At 67.7% G+C, this 18,023-nt stretch carries 17 protein-coding genes; 9 read left to right on the top strand and 8 right to left on the bottom strand.

Features of this window, described 5'->3' with window-relative positions:
- Nucleotides 1-54 precede the first annotated feature (54 nt).
- Together AC06DU_RS20400 and AC06DU_RS20405 are read left to right on the top strand one after the other, a co-directional pair.
- Nucleotides 55-819, top strand: coding sequence for a glutamine amidotransferase (locus AC06DU_RS20400; protein WP_016904252.1), 765 nt, complete (start codon nucleotides 55-57; stop codon nucleotides 817-819).
- A 45-nt stretch (nucleotides 820-864) separates the two neighbouring features.
- Nucleotides 865-1,764, top strand: coding sequence for a BPSS1780 family membrane protein (locus AC06DU_RS20405; protein WP_104569520.1), 900 nt, complete (start codon nucleotides 865-867; stop codon nucleotides 1,762-1,764).
- 183 nt (nucleotides 1,765-1,947) lie between these two features.
- Here AC06DU_RS20405 and tatC read toward each other — a convergent pair whose 3' ends face one another.
- The 4 genes from tatC to AC06DU_RS20425 all read right to left on the bottom strand — a co-directional run bounded on the left by tatC (nucleotide 1,948) and on the right by AC06DU_RS20425 (nucleotide 4,539).
- Nucleotides 1,948-2,685 carry a twin-arginine translocase subunit TatC gene (tatC, locus tag AC06DU_RS20410; RefSeq protein WP_024937600.1) on the bottom strand — a complete coding sequence of 246 codons (738 nt, stop codon included), beginning with the start codon at nucleotides 2,683-2,685 and terminating at the stop codon, nucleotides 1,948-1,950.
- Nucleotides 2,682-3,320: a Sec-independent protein translocase protein TatB gene (gene tatB, locus AC06DU_RS20415; protein WP_478203102.1), complete on the bottom strand. Its 639-nt coding sequence runs from the start codon at nucleotides 3,318-3,320 to the stop codon at nucleotides 2,682-2,684. Before tatB ends, tatC begins: the two co-directional genes overlap by 4 nt.
- Nucleotides 3,321-3,335: 15 nt before the next feature.
- Entirely contained in the window at nucleotides 3,336-3,563 is a 228-nt protein-coding gene (gene tatA, locus AC06DU_RS20420; protein ID WP_016904256.1) for a Sec-independent protein translocase subunit TatA, read from the bottom strand.
- Nucleotides 3,564-3,636: 73 nt separating this feature from the next.
- Nucleotides 3,637-4,539: a lipid-binding SYLF domain-containing protein gene (locus AC06DU_RS20425; RefSeq protein WP_016904257.1), complete on the bottom strand. Its 903-nt coding sequence runs from the start codon at nucleotides 4,537-4,539 to the stop codon at nucleotides 3,637-3,639.
- A 152-nt stretch (nucleotides 4,540-4,691) separates the two neighbouring features.
- Here AC06DU_RS20425 and hemH point away from each other — a divergent pair, with 152 nt between their 5' ends.
- From hemH to AC06DU_RS20440, 3 genes are all read left to right on the top strand, one after another.
- Complete coding sequence (gene hemH / locus AC06DU_RS20430; RefSeq protein ID WP_039521260.1) at nucleotides 4,692-5,657, top strand: ferrochelatase; 966 nt, start codon at nucleotides 4,692-4,694, stop codon at nucleotides 5,655-5,657.
- Nucleotides 5,658-5,659: 2 nt separating this feature from the next.
- Nucleotides 5,660-6,526, top strand: a complete 867-nt coding sequence (locus AC06DU_RS20435; RefSeq protein WP_478204465.1) for an alpha/beta fold hydrolase — start codon at nucleotides 5,660-5,662, stop codon at nucleotides 6,524-6,526.
- Between the two features lie 140 nt (nucleotides 6,527-6,666).
- Nucleotides 6,667-6,954 carry a hypothetical protein gene (locus tag AC06DU_RS20440; protein WP_104569517.1) on the top strand — a complete coding sequence of 96 codons (288 nt, stop codon included), beginning with the start codon at nucleotides 6,667-6,669 and terminating at the stop codon, nucleotides 6,952-6,954.
- 150 nt (nucleotides 6,955-7,104) lie between these two features.
- Here the strand turns inward: AC06DU_RS20440 and AC06DU_RS20445 are convergent, their stop codons facing one another.
- The 3 genes from AC06DU_RS20445 to ttcA all read right to left on the bottom strand — a co-directional run bounded on the left by AC06DU_RS20445 (nucleotide 7,105) and on the right by ttcA (nucleotide 10,723).
- Entirely contained in the window at nucleotides 7,105-7,890 is a 786-nt protein-coding gene (locus AC06DU_RS20445; RefSeq protein WP_039513591.1) for a YgjP family zinc-dependent metalloprotease, read from the bottom strand.
- Nucleotides 7,891-8,830: 940 nt separating this feature from the next.
- On the bottom strand, nucleotides 8,831-9,736 hold the full coding sequence (locus tag AC06DU_RS20450; protein ID WP_007974628.1) for a recombination-associated protein RdgC: 906 nt from the start codon (nucleotides 9,734-9,736) through the stop codon (nucleotides 8,831-8,833).
- Between the two features lie 66 nt (nucleotides 9,737-9,802).
- Nucleotides 9,803-10,723: a tRNA 2-thiocytidine(32) synthetase TtcA gene (gene ttcA / locus AC06DU_RS20455; protein ID WP_104593355.1), complete on the bottom strand. Its 921-nt coding sequence runs from the start codon at nucleotides 10,721-10,723 to the stop codon at nucleotides 9,803-9,805.
- Between the two features lie 481 nt (nucleotides 10,724-11,204).
- Between ttcA and xylA the strand changes: the two genes are divergently transcribed.
- On the top strand, nucleotides 11,205-12,542 hold the full coding sequence (gene xylA / locus AC06DU_RS20460; RefSeq protein WP_478203103.1) for a xylose isomerase: 1,338 nt from the start codon (nucleotides 11,205-11,207) through the stop codon (nucleotides 12,540-12,542).
- Between the two features lie 69 nt (nucleotides 12,543-12,611).
- Here the strand turns inward: xylA and AC06DU_RS20465 are convergent, their stop codons facing one another.
- Nucleotides 12,612-13,628 carry a LacI family DNA-binding transcriptional regulator gene (locus AC06DU_RS20465; protein ID WP_311736861.1) on the bottom strand — a complete coding sequence of 339 codons (1,017 nt, stop codon included), beginning with the start codon at nucleotides 13,626-13,628 and terminating at the stop codon, nucleotides 12,612-12,614.
- Between AC06DU_RS20465 and AC06DU_RS20470 the strand changes: the two genes are divergently transcribed.
- The 3 genes from AC06DU_RS20470 to AC06DU_RS20480 all read left to right on the top strand — a co-directional run bounded on the left by AC06DU_RS20470 (nucleotide 13,579) and on the right by AC06DU_RS20480 (nucleotide 18,018).
- Nucleotides 13,579-13,743, top strand: coding sequence for a hypothetical protein (locus AC06DU_RS20470; RefSeq protein ID WP_016903660.1), 165 nt, complete (start codon nucleotides 13,579-13,581; stop codon nucleotides 13,741-13,743). The two genes, AC06DU_RS20465 and AC06DU_RS20470, sit on opposite strands and share 50 nt — an antisense overlap.
- Before the next feature lie 103 nt (nucleotides 13,744-13,846).
- Nucleotides 13,847-16,057: an alpha-glucuronidase family glycosyl hydrolase gene (locus AC06DU_RS20475; protein ID WP_478203104.1), complete on the top strand. Its 2,211-nt coding sequence runs from the start codon at nucleotides 13,847-13,849 to the stop codon at nucleotides 16,055-16,057.
- On the top strand, nucleotides 16,054-18,018 hold the full coding sequence (locus AC06DU_RS20480; protein ID WP_478203105.1) for a sialate O-acetylesterase: 1,965 nt from the start codon (nucleotides 16,054-16,056) through the stop codon (nucleotides 18,016-18,018). The genes AC06DU_RS20475 and AC06DU_RS20480 overlap by 4 nt, the downstream gene beginning before the upstream one ends.
- The last annotated feature ends 5 nt before the right edge of the window (nucleotides 18,019-18,023 follow it).

Consider the following 18,023-nt stretch of genomic DNA (forward strand, 5'->3'; position numbering starts at 1 on the left):
CGCCTGGAGCTGCCTACAATCGGGCACATCAGTCGCTGCTGGATTTCCGTCCGCATGTCCGCCTTGCCGTTCCTGATCATCGAAACCGGGCATCCCGTGCCGGAGATGAAGCGATACGGCCGTTTTCGGCACTGGATCCGCGTCGCGGCCGGGCTGGCCGAGCATGAGACCGTCGCCGTCGATGTCGCCAATGGCGGCCGCCTGCCCGACCGCGACGGCTTTGCCGGCACCATCGTCAGCGGCTCGGCCGCCTACGTCACCGACCGTGCCGACTGGAGCGAACGCAGTGCCGCCTGGCTGCGCGATGCCGCCCACCAGGGCATGCCACTGCTCGGCATCTGCTACGGGCACCAGCTGCTGGCGCACGCGCTGGGTGGCGAAGTCGACTACAACCCGGCCGGGCGCGAGTCCGGCACCATCGCGCTGGAATTGCACCCGCCGGCCGAGCAGGACCCGTTGTTTGCCGGCCTGCCGGCGCATTTCCCGGCGCACGCCACCCACATGCAAACCGTGGTGCGCGCCCCGGACGGCGCCATCGTGCTGGCGCATTCGCGACAGGACCGCTGCCATGCCTTCCGCTGGGGGCAGGCCACCTGGGGCGTGCAGTTCCACCCCGAGTTCGCCACCCACCACATGCGCGGCTATGTGCAGGCGCGCGCCGAGTGCATTGCCCGCCACGGGCACTGCGCCCGCACGGTCGCCCGCGAGGTCACCGCCGCGCCGATCGCCCGCAAGCTGCTGCGCCGGTTCGTGCATCACGCACGCGGCTTGCAAACAGTGACCACTCATCCCGCCGCACACACGCAAAAGCAGCGATAATCGCGCCACGCCGGATGGTCCGGTGCGTATCGATCCGGAATGGGAATGAGCGAAATCCGCAAGGTGCCGGCGTCTGCCGGCGCAGAATGGCTGTTGACCGGTTTCTCGCTGTTGAAGCGGGCGCCGCTGGCGCTTGGCTCGCTGGGGGTGATCTGGAGCGTGGCCGCCACCCTGGTGGTGTCGCTGTCGGTGCTGGTGCCGCTGCTGGGCCCGGCCCTGCAGTTCCTGCTGGTGCTGGCCGGCCCGCTGTTCATGGGCGGCCTGCTGTGGGCGATCCGCGAGGTCGACGAAGGCCGCATCGCCAAGCCGTCGCATCTGCTGCACGGCCTGCAGGACGGCCGCGCGCCGCATCTGCTGGTGTCGCTGCTGCCGCAGCTGATCGCTGGCCTTCTGCTGGGCGTGCTGCTGCTGGTGATGATCGGCGCCAGCGGGCTGCAGCAGTTGTCCGAGGTGATGATCAAGATCAACCAGATCAGCCAGTCCGGCGCGCAGCCGGACCCGGTGCAGATCGAGCAGCTGGCCGCCAGCCTGCCGGCCGGGCGCATCCTGCTGTGGCTGCTGCTGACCATCGCCACGTTCGCGGCGATGACGCTGGCGCTGTTCGTGATGCCGCCGCAGGTGATGTTCGACCGCAGCACCGGCGGCCATGCACTGCGCGAGAGCCTGCGCGCCAGCCTGCACAACCTGCCGGCGATGCTGGTGTTCTTCGTGCTGGCCTTCATCGCCATCTTCGCCATCTATTTTGCGGTGATGATCGTGGCGCTGATCGTCGGCCTGGTGGCCGGGCAGACCGTGGCGATGTGGCTGGCCCAGCTGCTGCTGATGGCGGTATTGATGCCGGTATTCGCCGGCTCGGTGTACGCCGCCTGGAAGCAGATGTTCACCCACGCAGGCGCAACCGCGCAGCCCTCGGCACCGTCGCGCCCGGATGTGTTCGCCGCCTGATCGCCTTAACCGGCGATGTGCTGACAACAAACCCTGATCCGTAGGAGCGCACCCGGGCGCGACGAAGCCTTCCACGGGAGAGCCCCGGTCGCGCCCGGGTGCGCTCCTACGGGGGTGATTGCGTCCGGGTGATGCCGGGTTGCGCAGCTGCATGTCGGCACGCGCCTAAGCGCGGCGAGTGCGCTAGGCGGGCTTCGGCCCCACCGCGCGCGAGGCGACGATACCCAGCTCGTAGAGCAGGCACATCGGGATGGCCAGCATCAGCTGCGAGACCACGTCCGGCGGGGTGAGCACCGCGGCCAGGATGAAGATGCCGACGATGGCATAGCCGCGGCCTTCGCTCAGCTGCTTGGGGCTGACCCAGCCCAGCAGCACCAGGATCACCAGTGCAACCGGCAGCTCAAAGCTCGCGCCGAAGGCGAAGAAGATCGCCAGCACGAAATCCAGGTAGGAATTGGCATCCGGAGTAATGGCGATCACGTCCGGCTTGAACGTGGTCAAAAAGTGGAACACCGCCGGCAACACCAGGAAATACGCAAACGCGCAGCCGATGTAGAACAGCGCCACTGCCGAGGCCAGCAACGGGAATGCGAGTTTCTTTTCGCGCTGGTACAGGCCCGGCGCCACGAAGGCCCAGGCCTGGTACAGCAGCCACGGCACGCTGACGAACACCGCCACGAAGAAGGTCAGCTTGAGCGGTGCGAAGAACGCGCCGGCCGGGTTCATCGCGATCATCGTCTGCCCCAGCGGCAGCTGCGAAATCAGCGGTGCGGCCAGCCACGAATAGATCGCGCGGGAGAACGGCAGCAATGCCAGCAGCACCACGCCCAGGCCGATCAGGGCGCGCACCAGGCGCGCGCGCAATTCGACCAGATGCTCGATCAGACTGCTTTCGGCCTGTGCGTCGTCGAACAGGCTCACGGCTGTTTCTCCTGGATCTTGCGTGGCTCGGTCGGCTCGCTCGGCGCTTTCAGCGTGCTCGGCTCCAGCGGCGTGGCGGTGGCCGGCGTCTGCGCCTGCGCGCCGGTGCTGCTGAGATGCGCGGCATGCGGCGCCGGCACCACGGTGTCGTGCGGGGCCGGTACCAAGGTTTGATGGGGCGCCGGCGCAATCGGCTGGGCCTGGGCAATGACCGGTGCGGCCTCATGGTCGGCCGCATCCGCAGCGCCCGCTGCCGACACGGCAGTCGCCCCGGGCGGCAGATCCGCATGCGCCAGCTCCAGCGGCGTCGCCGCCGGTGTGGCCGGGCTGCGGATATCGATATCGCGCCCGACCTCGTCGTGCAGCGCGCGGGCGCCCTGCTCCAGATGCTGCTGCTTATTACGCAGTTGGTCTTCGGCTTCGCGCAGCGAGGCCTGCACATCCTGCAGGCTGCGCTTGAGCTCTTCGGCTTCCAGCTCGCGCTCCAGTTCCTGCTTGACCGAATCCCACTGCATGCGCGCGCGGCGCACCCACAGTCCGGCAAACCGGGCCGCCTTGGGCAGGCGCTCGGGACCGAGCACCACCAGGGCGACGATCGCAATCAGCGTCAGTTCGCCAACACCTATGTCAAACACCGACGCCGCTCCGGATCAACGCGCGTCGCGATCGCGCTCGGCCTGCGCCTCACGTGCCTGCTCGGCCGTGCGGGTGTCGTCACCGAGCTTGCCGGCCGGCTTGTCGTCGTCGTGCATGCCTTTCTTGAATTCCTTGACCGCGCTGCCGAGATCCTTGGCACCGCTGGTGAGCCGCTTGGTACCGAACACCAGCAACACGATCACCAGCACGATCAGCCAGTGCCAAATGCTGAAACCGCCCATGATCTGCTCGCTTGCTGAAGAAGAAGGAAGACGCAGGATACCCCAGCGCACCGCGCAGGGGGATGACAGCCTGTCAGCGGTTGCCGTCCAGCGATTCGGTACGGATTTCGCCATCGGACACCGGCTGGAAGCCCTGCTGCGGCGGTGGCGTCGTACTGGGCTGCATCGGCACGGTGCTGGCCTCGTTCACCGCTGGCGGCGGCGTGGTGGTCGCCTGTGCCGGCGGCGGCGTTGCCGGACGCGGCGCGCTGGCCCCGTCGTCGGCGCTGCCATCGGTACCGCGATTGGCGCGCGCGGTGTAGGTCGCCTCTTCCAGGCGGTCGCGGAAGGCGATCACGTCGGTGGAGGCACGCTCGTTGGTGCGGCCTTCGAAGATCATGCGCGGGGTGGCGCCACCACCGTAGGCGTTGAGGTCAGCGGCATCGTCGATCTGCAGCACCGCACCGTCCAGCGCCACGCCGGCGAACAGGCCACGGGCACGCGACCACGACCAGATTTCGGCCTTGAGCTGGCCGTCGGTGGCGGCGGCGGCATTGCGGCCGACCGGGCCGGCGGCCACGCCGGCATCGGCACCGAGGGTGAACTTGCCGTTGACGATGTTGTCCAGGCTGCGGTCGTTGCGGAACACCAGCACCACGTCGGAGGACTGCACGCCGGCCTGGAAGCCGATGCTGCCGCCGGTGAGCTTGACGAACACCGGCTGCGACCAGCTGCCATCGGCATTCTTCATCGACATCAGGCCGTGCCCGCGCCGGCCGCCGATCACCAGCCCGGCCTTGAGCGTGTCGGGGATGACCACGATGGCGCGCGCCTCGTCGAGCAGCTTGTCCGGGATCGCCTGCTCGGGGATCTTCATGATCTCGTTGAGCACGCGCACCGCGTTACGCGCGCGCTGGTCCTCTTCCGGGCCGGCGACGGCATGGCCGGCGGCGAAGGTCAGCGACAACAACAGGGCCAGGCGCGACAGACGAGGCATGACAAGCTCCAAAGGACAATCCGTCAAAGATAGCAATGGCGCGACGTTAGTGGTGGCGCAATGAATCGGTGGTGAGCGCAGCCAGGCGGCAGAGGCGGTCAATGGCGGCGATCGATGCGCTGTCCTCGGCAGCGCTGCTGCGCTCTGCCAGAATGGTGCGCATGAACACCACCCCCGATACCGCCCTGCTGGTCGTCAATCTCGGCACCCCCGAGTCGCCCACCGCCCCGGCCGTGCGCCGCTACCTGGCCGAGTTCCTCAGCGACCGCCGCGTGGTCGCGATCCCGCCGCTGTTCTGGAAGCCGCTGCTGTACGGGGTGATCCTGCCGATCCGCGGGCCCAAGTCGGCCGAGAAATACGCCAAGGTCTGGCTGCCGGACGGCTCGCCGCTGGCGGTGTACACGCGCCGCCTGGCCGAGGGCCTGAAAGAGGTCATGCCGGACTGGCACGTGGAGTGGGCCATGCGCTATGGCGCCCCGGCGCTGCGCAAGACGCTGGATGGCCTGCGCGCGCGCGGCATCAGGCGCATCGTGGTGCTGCCGCTGTATCCGCAGTATTCCACCACCACCACCGCCTCGATCCAGGACGTGATCGATGCCTGGCGCCCGAGCGCGCCGGAAATCGCGGTCGAGGTGATCCAGGACTATTGCGAAGACGCCGGCTGGGTCGCGGCGATCGCCGATTCGATCCGTGCGCACTGGCAGGCGCATGGGCGCAGCGAGAAGCTGATGTTCTCCTTCCACGGCCTGCCGCAGCGCGTGGCCAATGCCGGCGACCCGTATCCGCAGCAATGCGAGCGCAGCGCGCAGGCCATCGTCACCGCGCTCGGCCTGGGCGCGGACGAATGGCAGATGGGCTACCAGTCGCGCTTCGGTTCGGAACGCTGGCTGCAGCCGTACGCCGAGCCGACCTTGTGGAAACTGGCCGAAGGCGGCGTGCGCAGCTTCGACCTGGTCTGCCCGGGCTTTGCCACCGACTGCCTGGAAACCCTGGAAGAAGTGGCGCTGGGCTTTGCCGAAACGCTGGCCGAACGCGGCGCCACGCTCAGCTACATCCCCTGCCTCAACGCCAGCCCGGCGCATGCACAGGCACTGGCCGCAGTGGCGCGACGCGCGTGAGGTTGGAGCCGTTTGCGTGCGACCTGGCGATCGGCCGGGTCACCGGGCTGCGCAATCCCGAACGTGGCCCGCGCCGGGTGCTGGCACTGCATGGCTGGCTCGACAATGCCGCCAGCTTCCTGCCGCTGAGCGCGCATCTGCACGCGCAGGACCTGGATCTGGTGCTGCTGGATCTGCCCGGCCACGGCCACAGCGCGTGGCTGCCGACCGGCGCCGAATACACGCTCAGCAGCGCGATCGCGATCCTGCTGCAGGTAGCCGATGCGCTGGGGTGGGAGCGCTTCAGCGTGCTCGGCCACTCGCTGGGCGGCGGCGTCGCCAGCCTGCTGGCCGCTGCGGCGCCGGAACGCGTCGAGGCACTGATCGCGATCGAGGCCTTGGGCGCGCTGGCTGAGCCGGTCGAGAGCACCGCCACCCGCCTGCGCGATGCGGTGGCGTCGGCACGCACGCTGGCGCAGCGGCCGTTGCGGGTGTTTCCCTCGATGGAGATGCCGGTGCGCGCACGCATGATGGCCAACCAGCTCACCGAACCGGCCGCGCGGCTGCTGGTGGAGCGCGGGGTCTGCGCGGTCGAAGGCGGCTACAGCTGGTGCAGCGACCCGCGCCTGACCTTGCCCACCGCCATCCGCATGACCGAAGCGCAGATCGACGTGCTGCTGGCCTCCATCGCCTGCCCGACCCAGGCCATCTTCGCCACGCCGGCGCAGGTGTACTTCCCCGATGCCCTGCGCGATCACCGCGTGGCACTGATGCGCGATGCACGCCTGCATCTATTGCCGGGCACGCATCATGTGCACATGGAAGCGCCGGACGCGGTGGCGGCGGTGATCAATGGATTCCTGGCGTCGTTGCCGCCGCCGCACACGTGATGCGTGGAATGCGTGCATGCGTCCTGCGCGATGCCATGGCGCTGACGTTCGTGCTTGCTGCCTTGCATGCGACAGCAGACCTCAGTGCCAGCAGGCATCGTCAGCGGCGCACGGCATCCTGGCACCGTTGAGCTAGCGCAATGGGCCATCCAGACCCGCTTGTCGCCGCGATCGAATCCTTCGAGCAGTGGAGTTTGCCAGGGACGTTCCTGGAGACGGTGCACGCGTCGCCGCAACTGAATCCGGACGATCGCCGGCGCCTGGATGAGGTCTGGTCGGTGGCCTGCGACGCCGACCATTGGGGATCGGCACGCGAGCTGCAGGCCGGCATCGCGGCCATCGAGTGTGCCCTGACCAGGCGCTTTGCGTGGCTGTCGCCGCTGGCCTGCCGGCACCTTGCGCGCGCCGCGTCTTACCAATGGCGCTAGCGCAGCCGCGTGCCGCTATGTCGCTTTGCTAGCCGCGCCATCGCGCAGCAGCTCTCCGAAAGCCCGAAGCGCATTGGCGCCCCGACTTTGCGCCTTGATCGTTGCAGGAGCGCCGCCACAGCGACGGCAACTGCATCGCGACGACCCGCGTCACTCCACCTGCAACAACCGCCGCAGTTGCGCCTTGAGCTGGCGGCCGTGCTCGTGGAAATAGCTGCGCTCGTCGCGCCAGGCGGGAAAGCGCTGCTCCACCTCGGCCCAGAACGCGGGCGAGTGGTTAGCCTGCAGCAGGTGGCAGAGCTCGTGCACCAGCACGTATTCGAACGCGGACGGGCGGCCGAGCACCAGCGCCAGATCCAGCGCCATCGAGCCATCCGGTGCCAGCGAGCCCCACTGCGAGGACATCACCTTCAGCCGCACCCGCGCCGGGGCGCGCGGCAGGCCGGGCAGATAGCTCGGCAACCAGCGGCCGACATCGGCGCGCGCCTGCGCTTCGTAGAATTCTTTCAGCGTGCGGCGCAGGCCTGCATCGCCCAGGCGGGTCGGCACATGGAACTGCGCGCCGTCATCGGTGACCTCGATGCGTGCGTAGCGCCCGTCGTGCCAGCTCAGCGGCAACAGGGCACCGCGTAACGGCAGCAACCCCGGCACGCCACGCTCCAGCGCCGGAAACGCATCGACCTGCTGATAACGCGACAATTGCGTGCTCAGCCAGTCCAGATGCGCCTGCAGAAAGCGTTCGCCGGCCACCAGGCTTGCGCGCAGTGGCAAGGTCAGCCGCGCGCCGCGTTCGTCCACACTGAGCTTGATGCGCCGCGCACGCGGGTCGCGCACCCGCAGCACCGCGATCTCGCGCCCGTCCAGCTGCAGGCGCAGGCAATCGCGTTCGACAACCTGCGGGGCGGGCGCGATAAGGCGGCGGACGGGCTTGAACATGGGCACAGGATAGCGCTGCGATGTGTCAGGTGGTGAGACAAAGCGATTGATGCATTCGATGTTGGCACGACTTCTTTGAGGGACTGGCAAACGACGCTGCCCATCGCCAGGTGCGCGCAGCCGGCGTCGCTAGATCTGCGGCCTGGCTGCAGGGCTATTGCCCGCCCAGCACGGCCGAGTCTCTGTGCTTTGGGTGTCGTGCTCCGAGGGCCTGGATAGCGCTGATAGATTAGCTGCAGAGCGGATGATCTGCGGCCTGGCTGCAAGGCCCTTGCCCGCCCACCATCGCAGGACACGCCGCAAGTACGTCCGTGTAGGCTCTTACGCGGCATCCATGCCGCGTAAGGTCCCGCGACGGTAGGCGGGCAAGGACCAGTCAAGATAGTCGGTCTTTTAAAGAAGTCGCACGTGAGATAGCTCAATCGTAGAGCAGATGATCTGCGACTTGGTTGCAGGGCCCCTGCCCGCCCACCATCGCGGGACACGCCGCAAGTACGTCCTTGTAGGCTCTTACGCGGCATCCATGTCGCGTAAGGTCCCGCGACGGCGAGCGGGCAAGGGCCAGTCGAGATGGTCGGTGTGTGGTTGCAAGCAGTGCATGACCTGCGCCGGTCGGATCACTGTGCGTCGACCAGCTTTTCACTCCCCTCCTTCGCATGCCGAGCGGTGGACAGGTTTTCGACACGCAAGCTGCAAACTTTTCATTGCCTGGCGCAGCGCAGCCGGACGACACGCTTTCAAGAAAGCAGCCGGCCAACTGTCTGGTGCGGTGTCCTTGCCGGTTGCGGGACCCTTGGCGGCATGGATGCCGCCAAGGAGCCCCCACGAACGGATGCACGGCGTGTCCCGCGAGCGGTGATGGCACCGCGCACTCCACTCACCGGGCATTTGACTCGAGCATCGATCGCGACGACACCACGCCACCGCTCGACCGTTGCGCTTACTCGGCCTTGCTCAGCTTCAACGCGGTTTCCAGCAGCAGGAACAGGCGCCGGATTTCCGCGCTCATAAGCGCGAAGCGGGCATCGAGTTCGGCGCGTGCGCCGTCGTCTTCGCTGTGTTCGAGCTGGTCCAGTGCGCCGTCGAGGAACTTGAGCTTGCGGATCACCAGATCGTCGCCGAGCACGAACGACAGATTGTCGTCCAGCACCAGCGCCAGCTTGGTGACCTGCTTGCCGGCTTCCAGGTGCTTGTCGATCTCGTCGCCGCGCAGTTCCTGGTGCTGGCACTTGACCACTGCGCCGCCTTCGATCGGGTCCTTCATCTCGCACTCTTCGCCCAGGCTCAGGCCTTCGGGCAAGGGTTCGCCGGCGATCCAGCCGGTGAGGATGGCGCGCGGTGCGACCTCGGCATTCAACGGCAGTGCCGGGAAGCTGCCGAGTGCGCCGCGGATCTCGCTCATCACGTTCTCGCCGCTCTTGCGGCTGGAGCTGTTGACCGCAATGTAGCCGTGCTGCAGGTCCAGAATGGCATCGGTGCGCGAGCTCTTGACGAAGGCGCGCGGCAGCAGCTCATGGATCAGATCGTCCTTGAGGCGCTTGCGGGCCTTGCCACCGGGGCGACGGCCTTCCTTCTCTTCGATCTCGGCGACCTTGCGCTCGAGCAGGTCGTTGACCACCGCGCCGGGCAGGATCTTGTCCTCGCCACCGACGGTGAGCCAGAGGAAATCTTCCAGACGGTGCGAGAGCACTTCCTGCTCGTCGCGGCCGAACGGGGAGATGAAACCGCGCGAGCTCATTTCCAGCGGGCCGACCGGCTTGAGCTGCACTTGCGGCAGCAGCGTGTCGATCTCGGAGAAATCCAGCGTGGTCGGGAAACGGAACAGGGTGAGATTACGAAAGAACATGCGTCGGACCGAAGAGGAGGAAGAAACGGGGAGGGTGGAAAGACTGCCGGCGCCGCGATGGCCGCGTCAGTCGCTGTCGTGTGCGCTGTCGCCGGCGGCGAGCCAGGCGCTGGAATCGGGATCAGGATCGGGCGGTGCTGCATCGCCATTGCGGCCCAGCGCCAGGAAATCGAACAGGGTGCGGTCGGCCAGTTGCTCGGGCCGCACATCGCCCAGCGCGCGGGCGATCTGCTCGACCCGCCCGGGCTGCTCGCGGTCCCACTGCTGCAGCATCCGCCCGACCTGCTGGCGCTGCAGGTTTTCCTGGCTGCCGCACAGGTTGCACGGAATGATCGGGAACTGGCGCGCCTGCGCGTAGGCGGCGATATCGGCTTCGCGCACGTAGGCCAGCGGGCGGATCACCACATGCGCGCCGTCGTCGCTGCGCAGCTTGGGTGCCATCGCCGCGAGCCGGGCGTGGTGGAACAGATTCATGAAGAACGTGGCCACGATGTCGTCGCGATGGTGGCCGAGCGCGATCTTGGTCACGCCATGCGCCTGCGCGTAGGCATACAGCGCGCCGCGCCGCAGCCGCGAGCACAACGAACACATGGTCTTGCCGGCCGGAATCACCCGGCTGACCACCGAATAGGTGTCCTGCTCGACGATGTCGAACGGTACGTCCAGCCCGCGCAGGTAAGTGGGCAGCACCTGCGCGGGGAAGTCGGGCTGCTTCTGGTCCAGATTGACCGCCACCAGGGTGAACGGCACCGGTGCCTTGCGCTGCAACTGCAGCAGCATGTCCAGCAAGGTGTAGCTGTCCTTGCCGCCGGACAGGCAGACCATGACCTTGTCGCCGGGGGCGATCATGCCGAAGTCGGCAATCGCCTGGCCCACCTGGCGCTGCAGGCGTTTGCCCAGGCGCAGCTGCTCACGCTGCAACCGCTGGCGCGGGTCGCGCGGCGCGGGGTCGGCCAGGGGTTGCGGCAGCGGCAGGACAGCGGTCATAAGCCGGCCATTGTAGCTGCCCGGCGCGCGGCGGGCCGGCGCCGCGCGTACGCGGCTGAACGGGCGGTCAGCCGCTTGCGGGCGCGGTGTCCGGCGCTGGTTTGGCGGTGTCGGGGCGCTAGCGAGCCGATCACCGCTAGAGGTGTGCCGCAGGTGCTCGGGGCAGCGCACATCTCGCAGCGCAGCAAGCCTTTCGGCGCCGGGCTGGGTAAAGTCGGGCAGACCGCTTCACTCGGGATCGGCATGGCATCTTCAGCTTCGCTCCATCGCGCGGCTTTTTTCGGTCGCGATTGTGGTAGCGCTAACATTCTGCGCGGCGTGGGTCAGGCCCTGTGCCGGCGTCCGTCTCCAGCGCTGATTGAGAGTGCGCGCCGGTGGCGGCGGTGACGGCCTGCATGCGCAATCGCTGCGCTACGTGGCTGGTCACTCGCGTGTGGCACCTCTCCCTTCTCCCCTCGCCTCTCTGCAGGAGTTCCACCCCATGAGCAACACCGTCTACATCGGCGCCAAGGAATATTTCCCCGGTATCGGCAAGATCGGCTTCGAAGGCCGCGACTCGGACAACCCGCTGGCATTCAAGGTCTACGACGCCAACAAGCAGGTCGGCGACAAGACCATGGCCGAGCATCTGCGCTTTGCCGTGGCCTACTGGCACAGCTTCTGCGGCAACGGCGCCGATCCGTTCGGCCCGGGCACGCGCGCGTACCCGTGGGATATCGGCAACACCGCGTTGAATCGCGCCGAAGCCAAGGCCGATGCCGCGTTCGAGTTCTTCACCAAGCTCGGCGTGCCGTACTACTGCTTCCACGACGTGGATCTGTCGCCCGATGCCGACGACATCGGCGAGTACCAGAGCAACCTCAAGCACATGGTCGGCATCGCCAAGCAGCGCCAGGCCGATACCGGCGTCAAGCTGTTGTGGGGCACCGCCAACCTGTTCTCGCACCCGCGCTACATGAATGGTGCGTCGACCAATCCGGACTTCAATGTCGTCGCGCGTGCGGCGGTGCAGGTCAAGGCCGCGATCGATGCCACCGTCGAGCTGGGCGGCGAGAACTACGTGTTCTGGGGCGGCCGCGAAGGCTATGCCTGCCTGCACAACACCCAGATGAAGCGCGAGCAGGACAACATGGCGCGCTTCTTGACCCTGGCACGCGACTACGGCCGCGCGATTGGCTTCACTGGCAACTTCCTGATCGAGCCCAAGCCGATGGAGCCGATGAAGCACCAGTACGACTTCGACAGCGCCACGGTGATCGGCTTCCTGCGTCAGCACGGCCTGGACCAGGACTTCAAGCTCAACATCGAGGCCAACCACGCCACGCTGTCGGGCCACAGCTTCGAGCACGACCTGCAGGTGGCATCCGATGCCCGCCTGCTCGGCAGCATCGATGCCAACCGCGGCAACCCGCAGAACGGCTGGGATACCGACCAGTTCCCGACCGACCTGTACGACACCGTCGGCGCGATGCTGGTGGTGCTGCGCCAGGGCGGGCTGGCACCGGGCGGCTTGAACTTCGATGCCAAGGTGCGCCGCGAGTCGTCCGACCCGCAGGATCTGTTCCTGGCGCATATCGGCGGCATGGACGCGTTCGCACGCGGGCTGGAAGTGGCCAATGCGCTGCTGACCTCCTCGCCGCTGGAGCAGTGGCGCGCCGAGCGCTACGCCAGCTTCGACAGCGGTGCGGGCGCGGACTTCGCCAACGGCAGCAGCACGCTGGTGGATCTGGCCAAGTACGCCGCCGGCAACGAACCCAAGCAGCTCAGCGGCCGTCAGGAAGCCTACGAGAACCTGATCAACCAGTATCTGACGCGTTGATGTCGTGCCGGTGGTCGCCTGCACGCGCAGGCGACCACCGGCGGCCTGCGCGCAGAACCGCGTGCAGCGTCATGGCTGTTCCGTTGCATCCGGCACCGCCGGTGCGGCCACCGAATCCCGCTTGACCAGCAGGTGCGCGACCACATGATCGACCATCTTCGCCGTGCGCTCCTTGGCGCGAATCGTCTTCAACAGGATGTCCAGCGCAGCGTCGGCCATGGCGGCGATGGGCTGCTGCACGGTGGTGAGTTCGGGCCATACCGCAGTGGCGGCGGAGGTGTCGTCGAAGCCGACCACCGACAGATCGCGCGGCACATCCAGCCCGCGTCGATGCGCAACCGAGATCGCGGCGGCGGCCATATCGTCGTTGCTGGCGAAGATGGCGCTGGGGCGGCGTTTGCGCGCCAGCAGTTTTTCCGCAGCGACCAGGCCGGATTTGTAGGTGTAGTCGCCCGGTTGCACCAGATGCCGGTCCAGCCGCAGGCCCGCATCGGCCAGCGCGGCCTGGAACCCCTCGAAGCGACGCGTGCTGGCAGACAGGTTGGGATGCCCGGCGATGTAACCGATACGCGTGTGGCCCTGCGCGATCAGATGCTCGGTGATTTCCTTGGCGGCGGCGAATTCGTCGATGCGCACGCAGGCCACATCCGGGCTGAAATGGTTGGAGGCGATCGCCACCACCGGCACCTTGGCGCGTACCAGTTCCAGTACCGCGGCCTTGGATTCGCACAACGGCGGCGGCAGGATCACCCCGGCCACGCCCTTGGCGAGCTTGCGCGCGGCACGGCGTTCGGCGTCGGCATCCAGGTCGTCCCAGCAATCGATCACCAGCTGGATCGGCGTGCGCGAGGCAACCCGCAACACGCCCAGCAGCAACTCACGCAGGTAGGCGCCGCTGGGATCGCTGTAGATCAACGCAATGCGCGTGCTCTGCGCGGCGGCCAGGGCACTGGCCGCCAGGTTGGGCGTGTAGCCCAGCTTGTCGACCGCGCGCAGCACGCGTGCACGGGTGGCATCGCGCACGCTGCCGTTGTTGTTGACCACGCGCGAGACCGTCATCGGCGAGACCTTCGCCAGCGCCGCCACCTCGTCGATGGTGGTCGCGCGGCTGGTGCGGCGGACCGATTTCCTGACCTTCTCCAAGCGTGGCCTCTTCAAGTGGGTGGCGAACCTGCACGATGCACACAACCCGCTGCAGTAACGCAAGCGCCGACTGCGTGCATGACGATGCGACGCATGGTACCGGGAAGCAGGCAGAGCGGCGATACGCCGCGGCGTGCGGTGATGTCGCTGGAGCATGCCGCATGAGCGCGCGTGCAACGCGGCGCTGCGGCGCGTATTGCGCTGCGTTGACGCAGCCGTGGTGGCTGGCGCTGACGTTGCTGTGCGGATTGATGCTGGCCAGTGCCGGCGCGCGGGCCGAGGATGGCTACGATTTATGGTTGCGCTACCACCCGCTGGCCAACGCGGCGCAGTTGCGTGGCAGCGCAAGTGAATTGATCGTCGCCGGCGACTCGCCCACGTTGCAGGCTGCACGTGAGGAATTGCAGCGGGGACTGTCGGGCCTGCTTGGTGCTACGCCGCAGTCATCCGCCACGGTCACGCGCGATGGCGCGATCTTGCTGGGCGCGGCGGCTGCGCCGCGGATCGCGGCATTGCAGCTGCAGACCACCGGCCTGGGCCGCGAGGGCTACCTGATCCGCAGTGTCAGCGTGGACGGGCATCGCACCATCGCCATCGTCGGCGGCAGCGATGTCGGCGCGCTGTATGGGGCATTCCACTTCCTGCGCCTGTTGCAGACCGGCCAGTCGCTGGCCGCGCTGGACCTGCGCGAATCGCCGCGCTTGCAGCTGCGCATGCTCAACCACTGGGACAACCTGGACGGGGTGGTCGAGCGCGGCTACGCCGGCGCCTCGTTATGGAACTGGCAGACCCTGCCGGGTTACCTGGATCCACGCTACACCGACTACGCGCGCGCCAATGCATCGCTGGGCATCAACGGCAGCGTGCTCAACAACGTCAACGCCAAGGCCTGGAGCCTGACGCCGCAGTATCTGGACAAGGCGGCGGCACTGGCCAAGGTGTTTCGCCCTTACGGCATTCGCGTGTTTCTCAGCGCGCGCTTCAGCGCGCCGATCGAGATCGGCGGTTTGACGACCGCCGACCCGCTGGATCCGCAGGTGCGCCAGTGGTGGCGCGACACCGCCGAGCAGATCTACGCACGCATTCCGGACTTCGGCGGTTTCCTGGTCAAGGCCAACTCCGAAGGCCAGCCCGGCCCGCAGGATTACGGGCGCAGCCATGCCGATGGCGCCAATCTGCTGGCCGACGCGCTGGCGCCGCACGGCGGGGTGGTGATGTGGCGCGCATTCGTCTATTCGCACGAGCAACCGGACGATCGCGCCAAGCAGGCGTACAGCGAGTTCCTGCCGCTGGATGGCCAGTTCCGCGACAACGTGATTGTGCAGGTCAAGAACGGGGCGATCGACTTCCAGCCGCGCGAGCCGTTCCATCCGCTGTTCGGTGCGATGCGCAAGACGCCGTTGATGCCAGAGTTCCAGATCACCAAGGAGTATCTGGGCTTTTCCACCCATCTGGCCTATCTGGGCACGCTGTTTGCCGAGACCCTGCAGGCCGACACCTATGCACGCGGCAAAGGCTCGACCGTTGCCAGAACCGTGGATGGCACGCTCTTCAACGATGCCAAACGCACGCGCCTGACCGGCATTGCCGGTGTGGCCAACATCGGTGCGGACCGCAACTGGAGCGGCTCGATCTTCGATCAGGCCAACTGGTATGCGTACGGGCGGCTGGCGTGGAACCCGCAGTTGTCGCCGCAGGCGATCGCGCAGGAGTGGGCGCGCATGACCTTCTCCAACGATGCTGACGTGGTGACGCCCGTGGTCGACATGATGCTGCGCTCGCGCGAGGCAGTGGTGGACTACATGACCCCGCTCGGCCTGCATCACCTGATGGGGCGCGGCCATCACTACGGCCCGGCACCGTGGGATGCGGGCAGCGAGCGCCCGGACTGGGACCCGGTCTACTACCACCGCGCCGACCGTAACGGGATCGGCTTTGATCGTAGCGCCAGCGGCAGCAATGCGGTGGCGCAATACGCCAGGCCGGTGGCGCGCGTGTTCGGCGATGTGCAGCACGTGCCGGAGCATTACCTGCTGTGGTTCCACCATGTGCCCTGGGATCACCGCATGGCCTCCGGACGGCCGCTGTGGGACGAACTGGTATGGCGTTACGACCACGGCGTGGACGAGGTGCGCGCAATGCGCGCGATCTGGCAGGGCCTGGCCGGCAGGATCGATCCGCCGCGTTACCGGCAGGTGGCCAGTTTCCTGGCGATCCAGCAGGACGAAGCGCAGTGGTGGCGCGATGCCAGCATCGCCTACTTCCAGCGCGTGTCCGGGCGGCCGTTGCCAGCCGGCACGGCGCCGCCGGCGCATCCGTTGGCGTATTACCAGGCTTTGAAGTTTCCATATGCACCGGGGAATCCGAAATGAGCGCGCGCCTCTCGACCGTCATCATGGCAACGCTCTGCGCAGCACTGCTGCCGCGCCTGGCGCAGGCGGCCGACGCGCCGCTGCTGCATGCGCTGTTTCAGGAGCATGTGGTGTTGCAGCGCGATGCGCCGATCCGGGTGTGGGGCGATGCACCCCCTGGCGCGCGCGTGAGCGTGCAACTGGATGCGCAACAGGTGCAGGCACGCGCGGATCGGCAAGGCCACTGGGAAGCACGCCTGCCCGCGCACGCCGCGGGTGGCCCGTACAGCTTGAGCGCACGCACCAGCACGGGCGTGACGCAGCAGGTCAACGACGTGCTGATCGGCGATGTGTGGCTGTGCTCGGGCCAATCCAACATGGAATTGCAGGTGCATCGCACCCTGGATTCACGCAGCGAGATCGCCGATGCCGACAACCCGCGCATCCGCATGTTCAAGGTGCCGGCGCAGTCCAGCCCGACGCCGCAGCGCCGCTTCGGTGGCGCTGCGGCATGGCAGCTCACCACGCCGGAGACGGTGAAGGAGTTTTCTGCGGCCTGCTATTACTTCGCGCGTGAGCTGCAGAAGACCGTCGATGTGCCGATGGGCCTGATCAACGCCTCCTGGGGCGGCTCGCAACTGCAGGCCTGGATCGGCGAGAAGGCACTGCGCGCTGCCGGCGACGATGGCCCGGCGCTGGATGTGCTGGCGCGTTACGCACGCGACCCGGTGGATGCCGCACCGCATTGGGGCGCGCTGTGGGAGGCCTGGTGGCATGCGCACGGCGAAGGCGAGCCCTGGCAGGCGGATGCGCCCGGCGCCTGGCAAACCGCACCGGCGGCATTGGGCGCGTGGGACGACTGGGGCGTGCCGCAGTTGGTCGGCTTCAACGGCATGGTCTGGTACCGCACCAGCGTGGAGCTGACGCCGGCGCAGGCCGCGCAGGACGCCAGCTTGTTGCTCGGGCCGGTGGACGAGCTGGACCAGACCTGGGTCAACGGGCACGGCGTGGGCAGCAGTTACGGCGCCGACCAGCCGCGTCGCTACAGCGTACCGCGCGGGCGCCTGCATGCCGGGCGCAACAGCATCGTGCTCAATGTGCTCAACACCTATCGGCGCGGTGGGCTGCTGGGCGATGCGCAATCACGTGCGCTGCAGTTTGCCGATGGCAGCACGCTGCCGCTGGATGCGCCCTGGCAATACCGCATCGTGCCGCCGCAACTGGGCTCGCCACCGCGCGCACCATGGTCGTCGGCGGCCGGGCTGACCACCTTGTACAACGGCATGATCGCCCCGCTTGGCCAGCTCGGCCTGCGTGGCGTGCTGTGGTACCAGGGCGAATCCAATGCCGGCGATGCGGTGCATTACCCGGCCTTGCTCGCTGCATGGCAACGCGATTGGCGGCAGCGCTTCGGTGCGCAGTTGCCGCTGCTGATCGTGCAACTGGCCAACTATGGCGCGCCGCCCACCCAGCCGGTCGACAGCGGCTGGGCGCAGCTGCGCGAGGCGCAGCGCCGCTTCGTCGCCAACGATGCGCATGCGGGCCTGGCGGTGGCAATCGACATCGGCGACCGCTACGACATCCATCCGGCCAACAAGCAGGAACTGGGCCGGCGCCTGGCGCGTGTGGCGCGGCAAGTGGTGTACGGCGAGGCGCTTGCGCCCTCCGGCCCGGTGCCGCGCAGCGCGCAACGCGAAGGCGACAGCGTGCGCATCGCCTTCGACGAGGTGGACACCGCCTTGCTCAGCTATGGCGCCGATGCGCCGATCGGCTTCGAGCTGTGCGGCGCCGCGTCCAACAGCTGCCGCTATGCCGTTGCCAGCTTGCACGACCACGCCATCAGCCTGCGCGTTCCCACTGGCCTGGCCGTCACGCGCGTGCGCTACTGCTGGGCCGACAGCCCGGTATGCACCTTGTACGACCGCAGCGGCCTGCCGGCCGGCCCGTTCGAACTCCCCCTCACTGCCGCCACTTCTCCCTGAGCGAG

The organism is Xanthomonas sp. NCPPB 3200, from assembly GCF_056393585.1.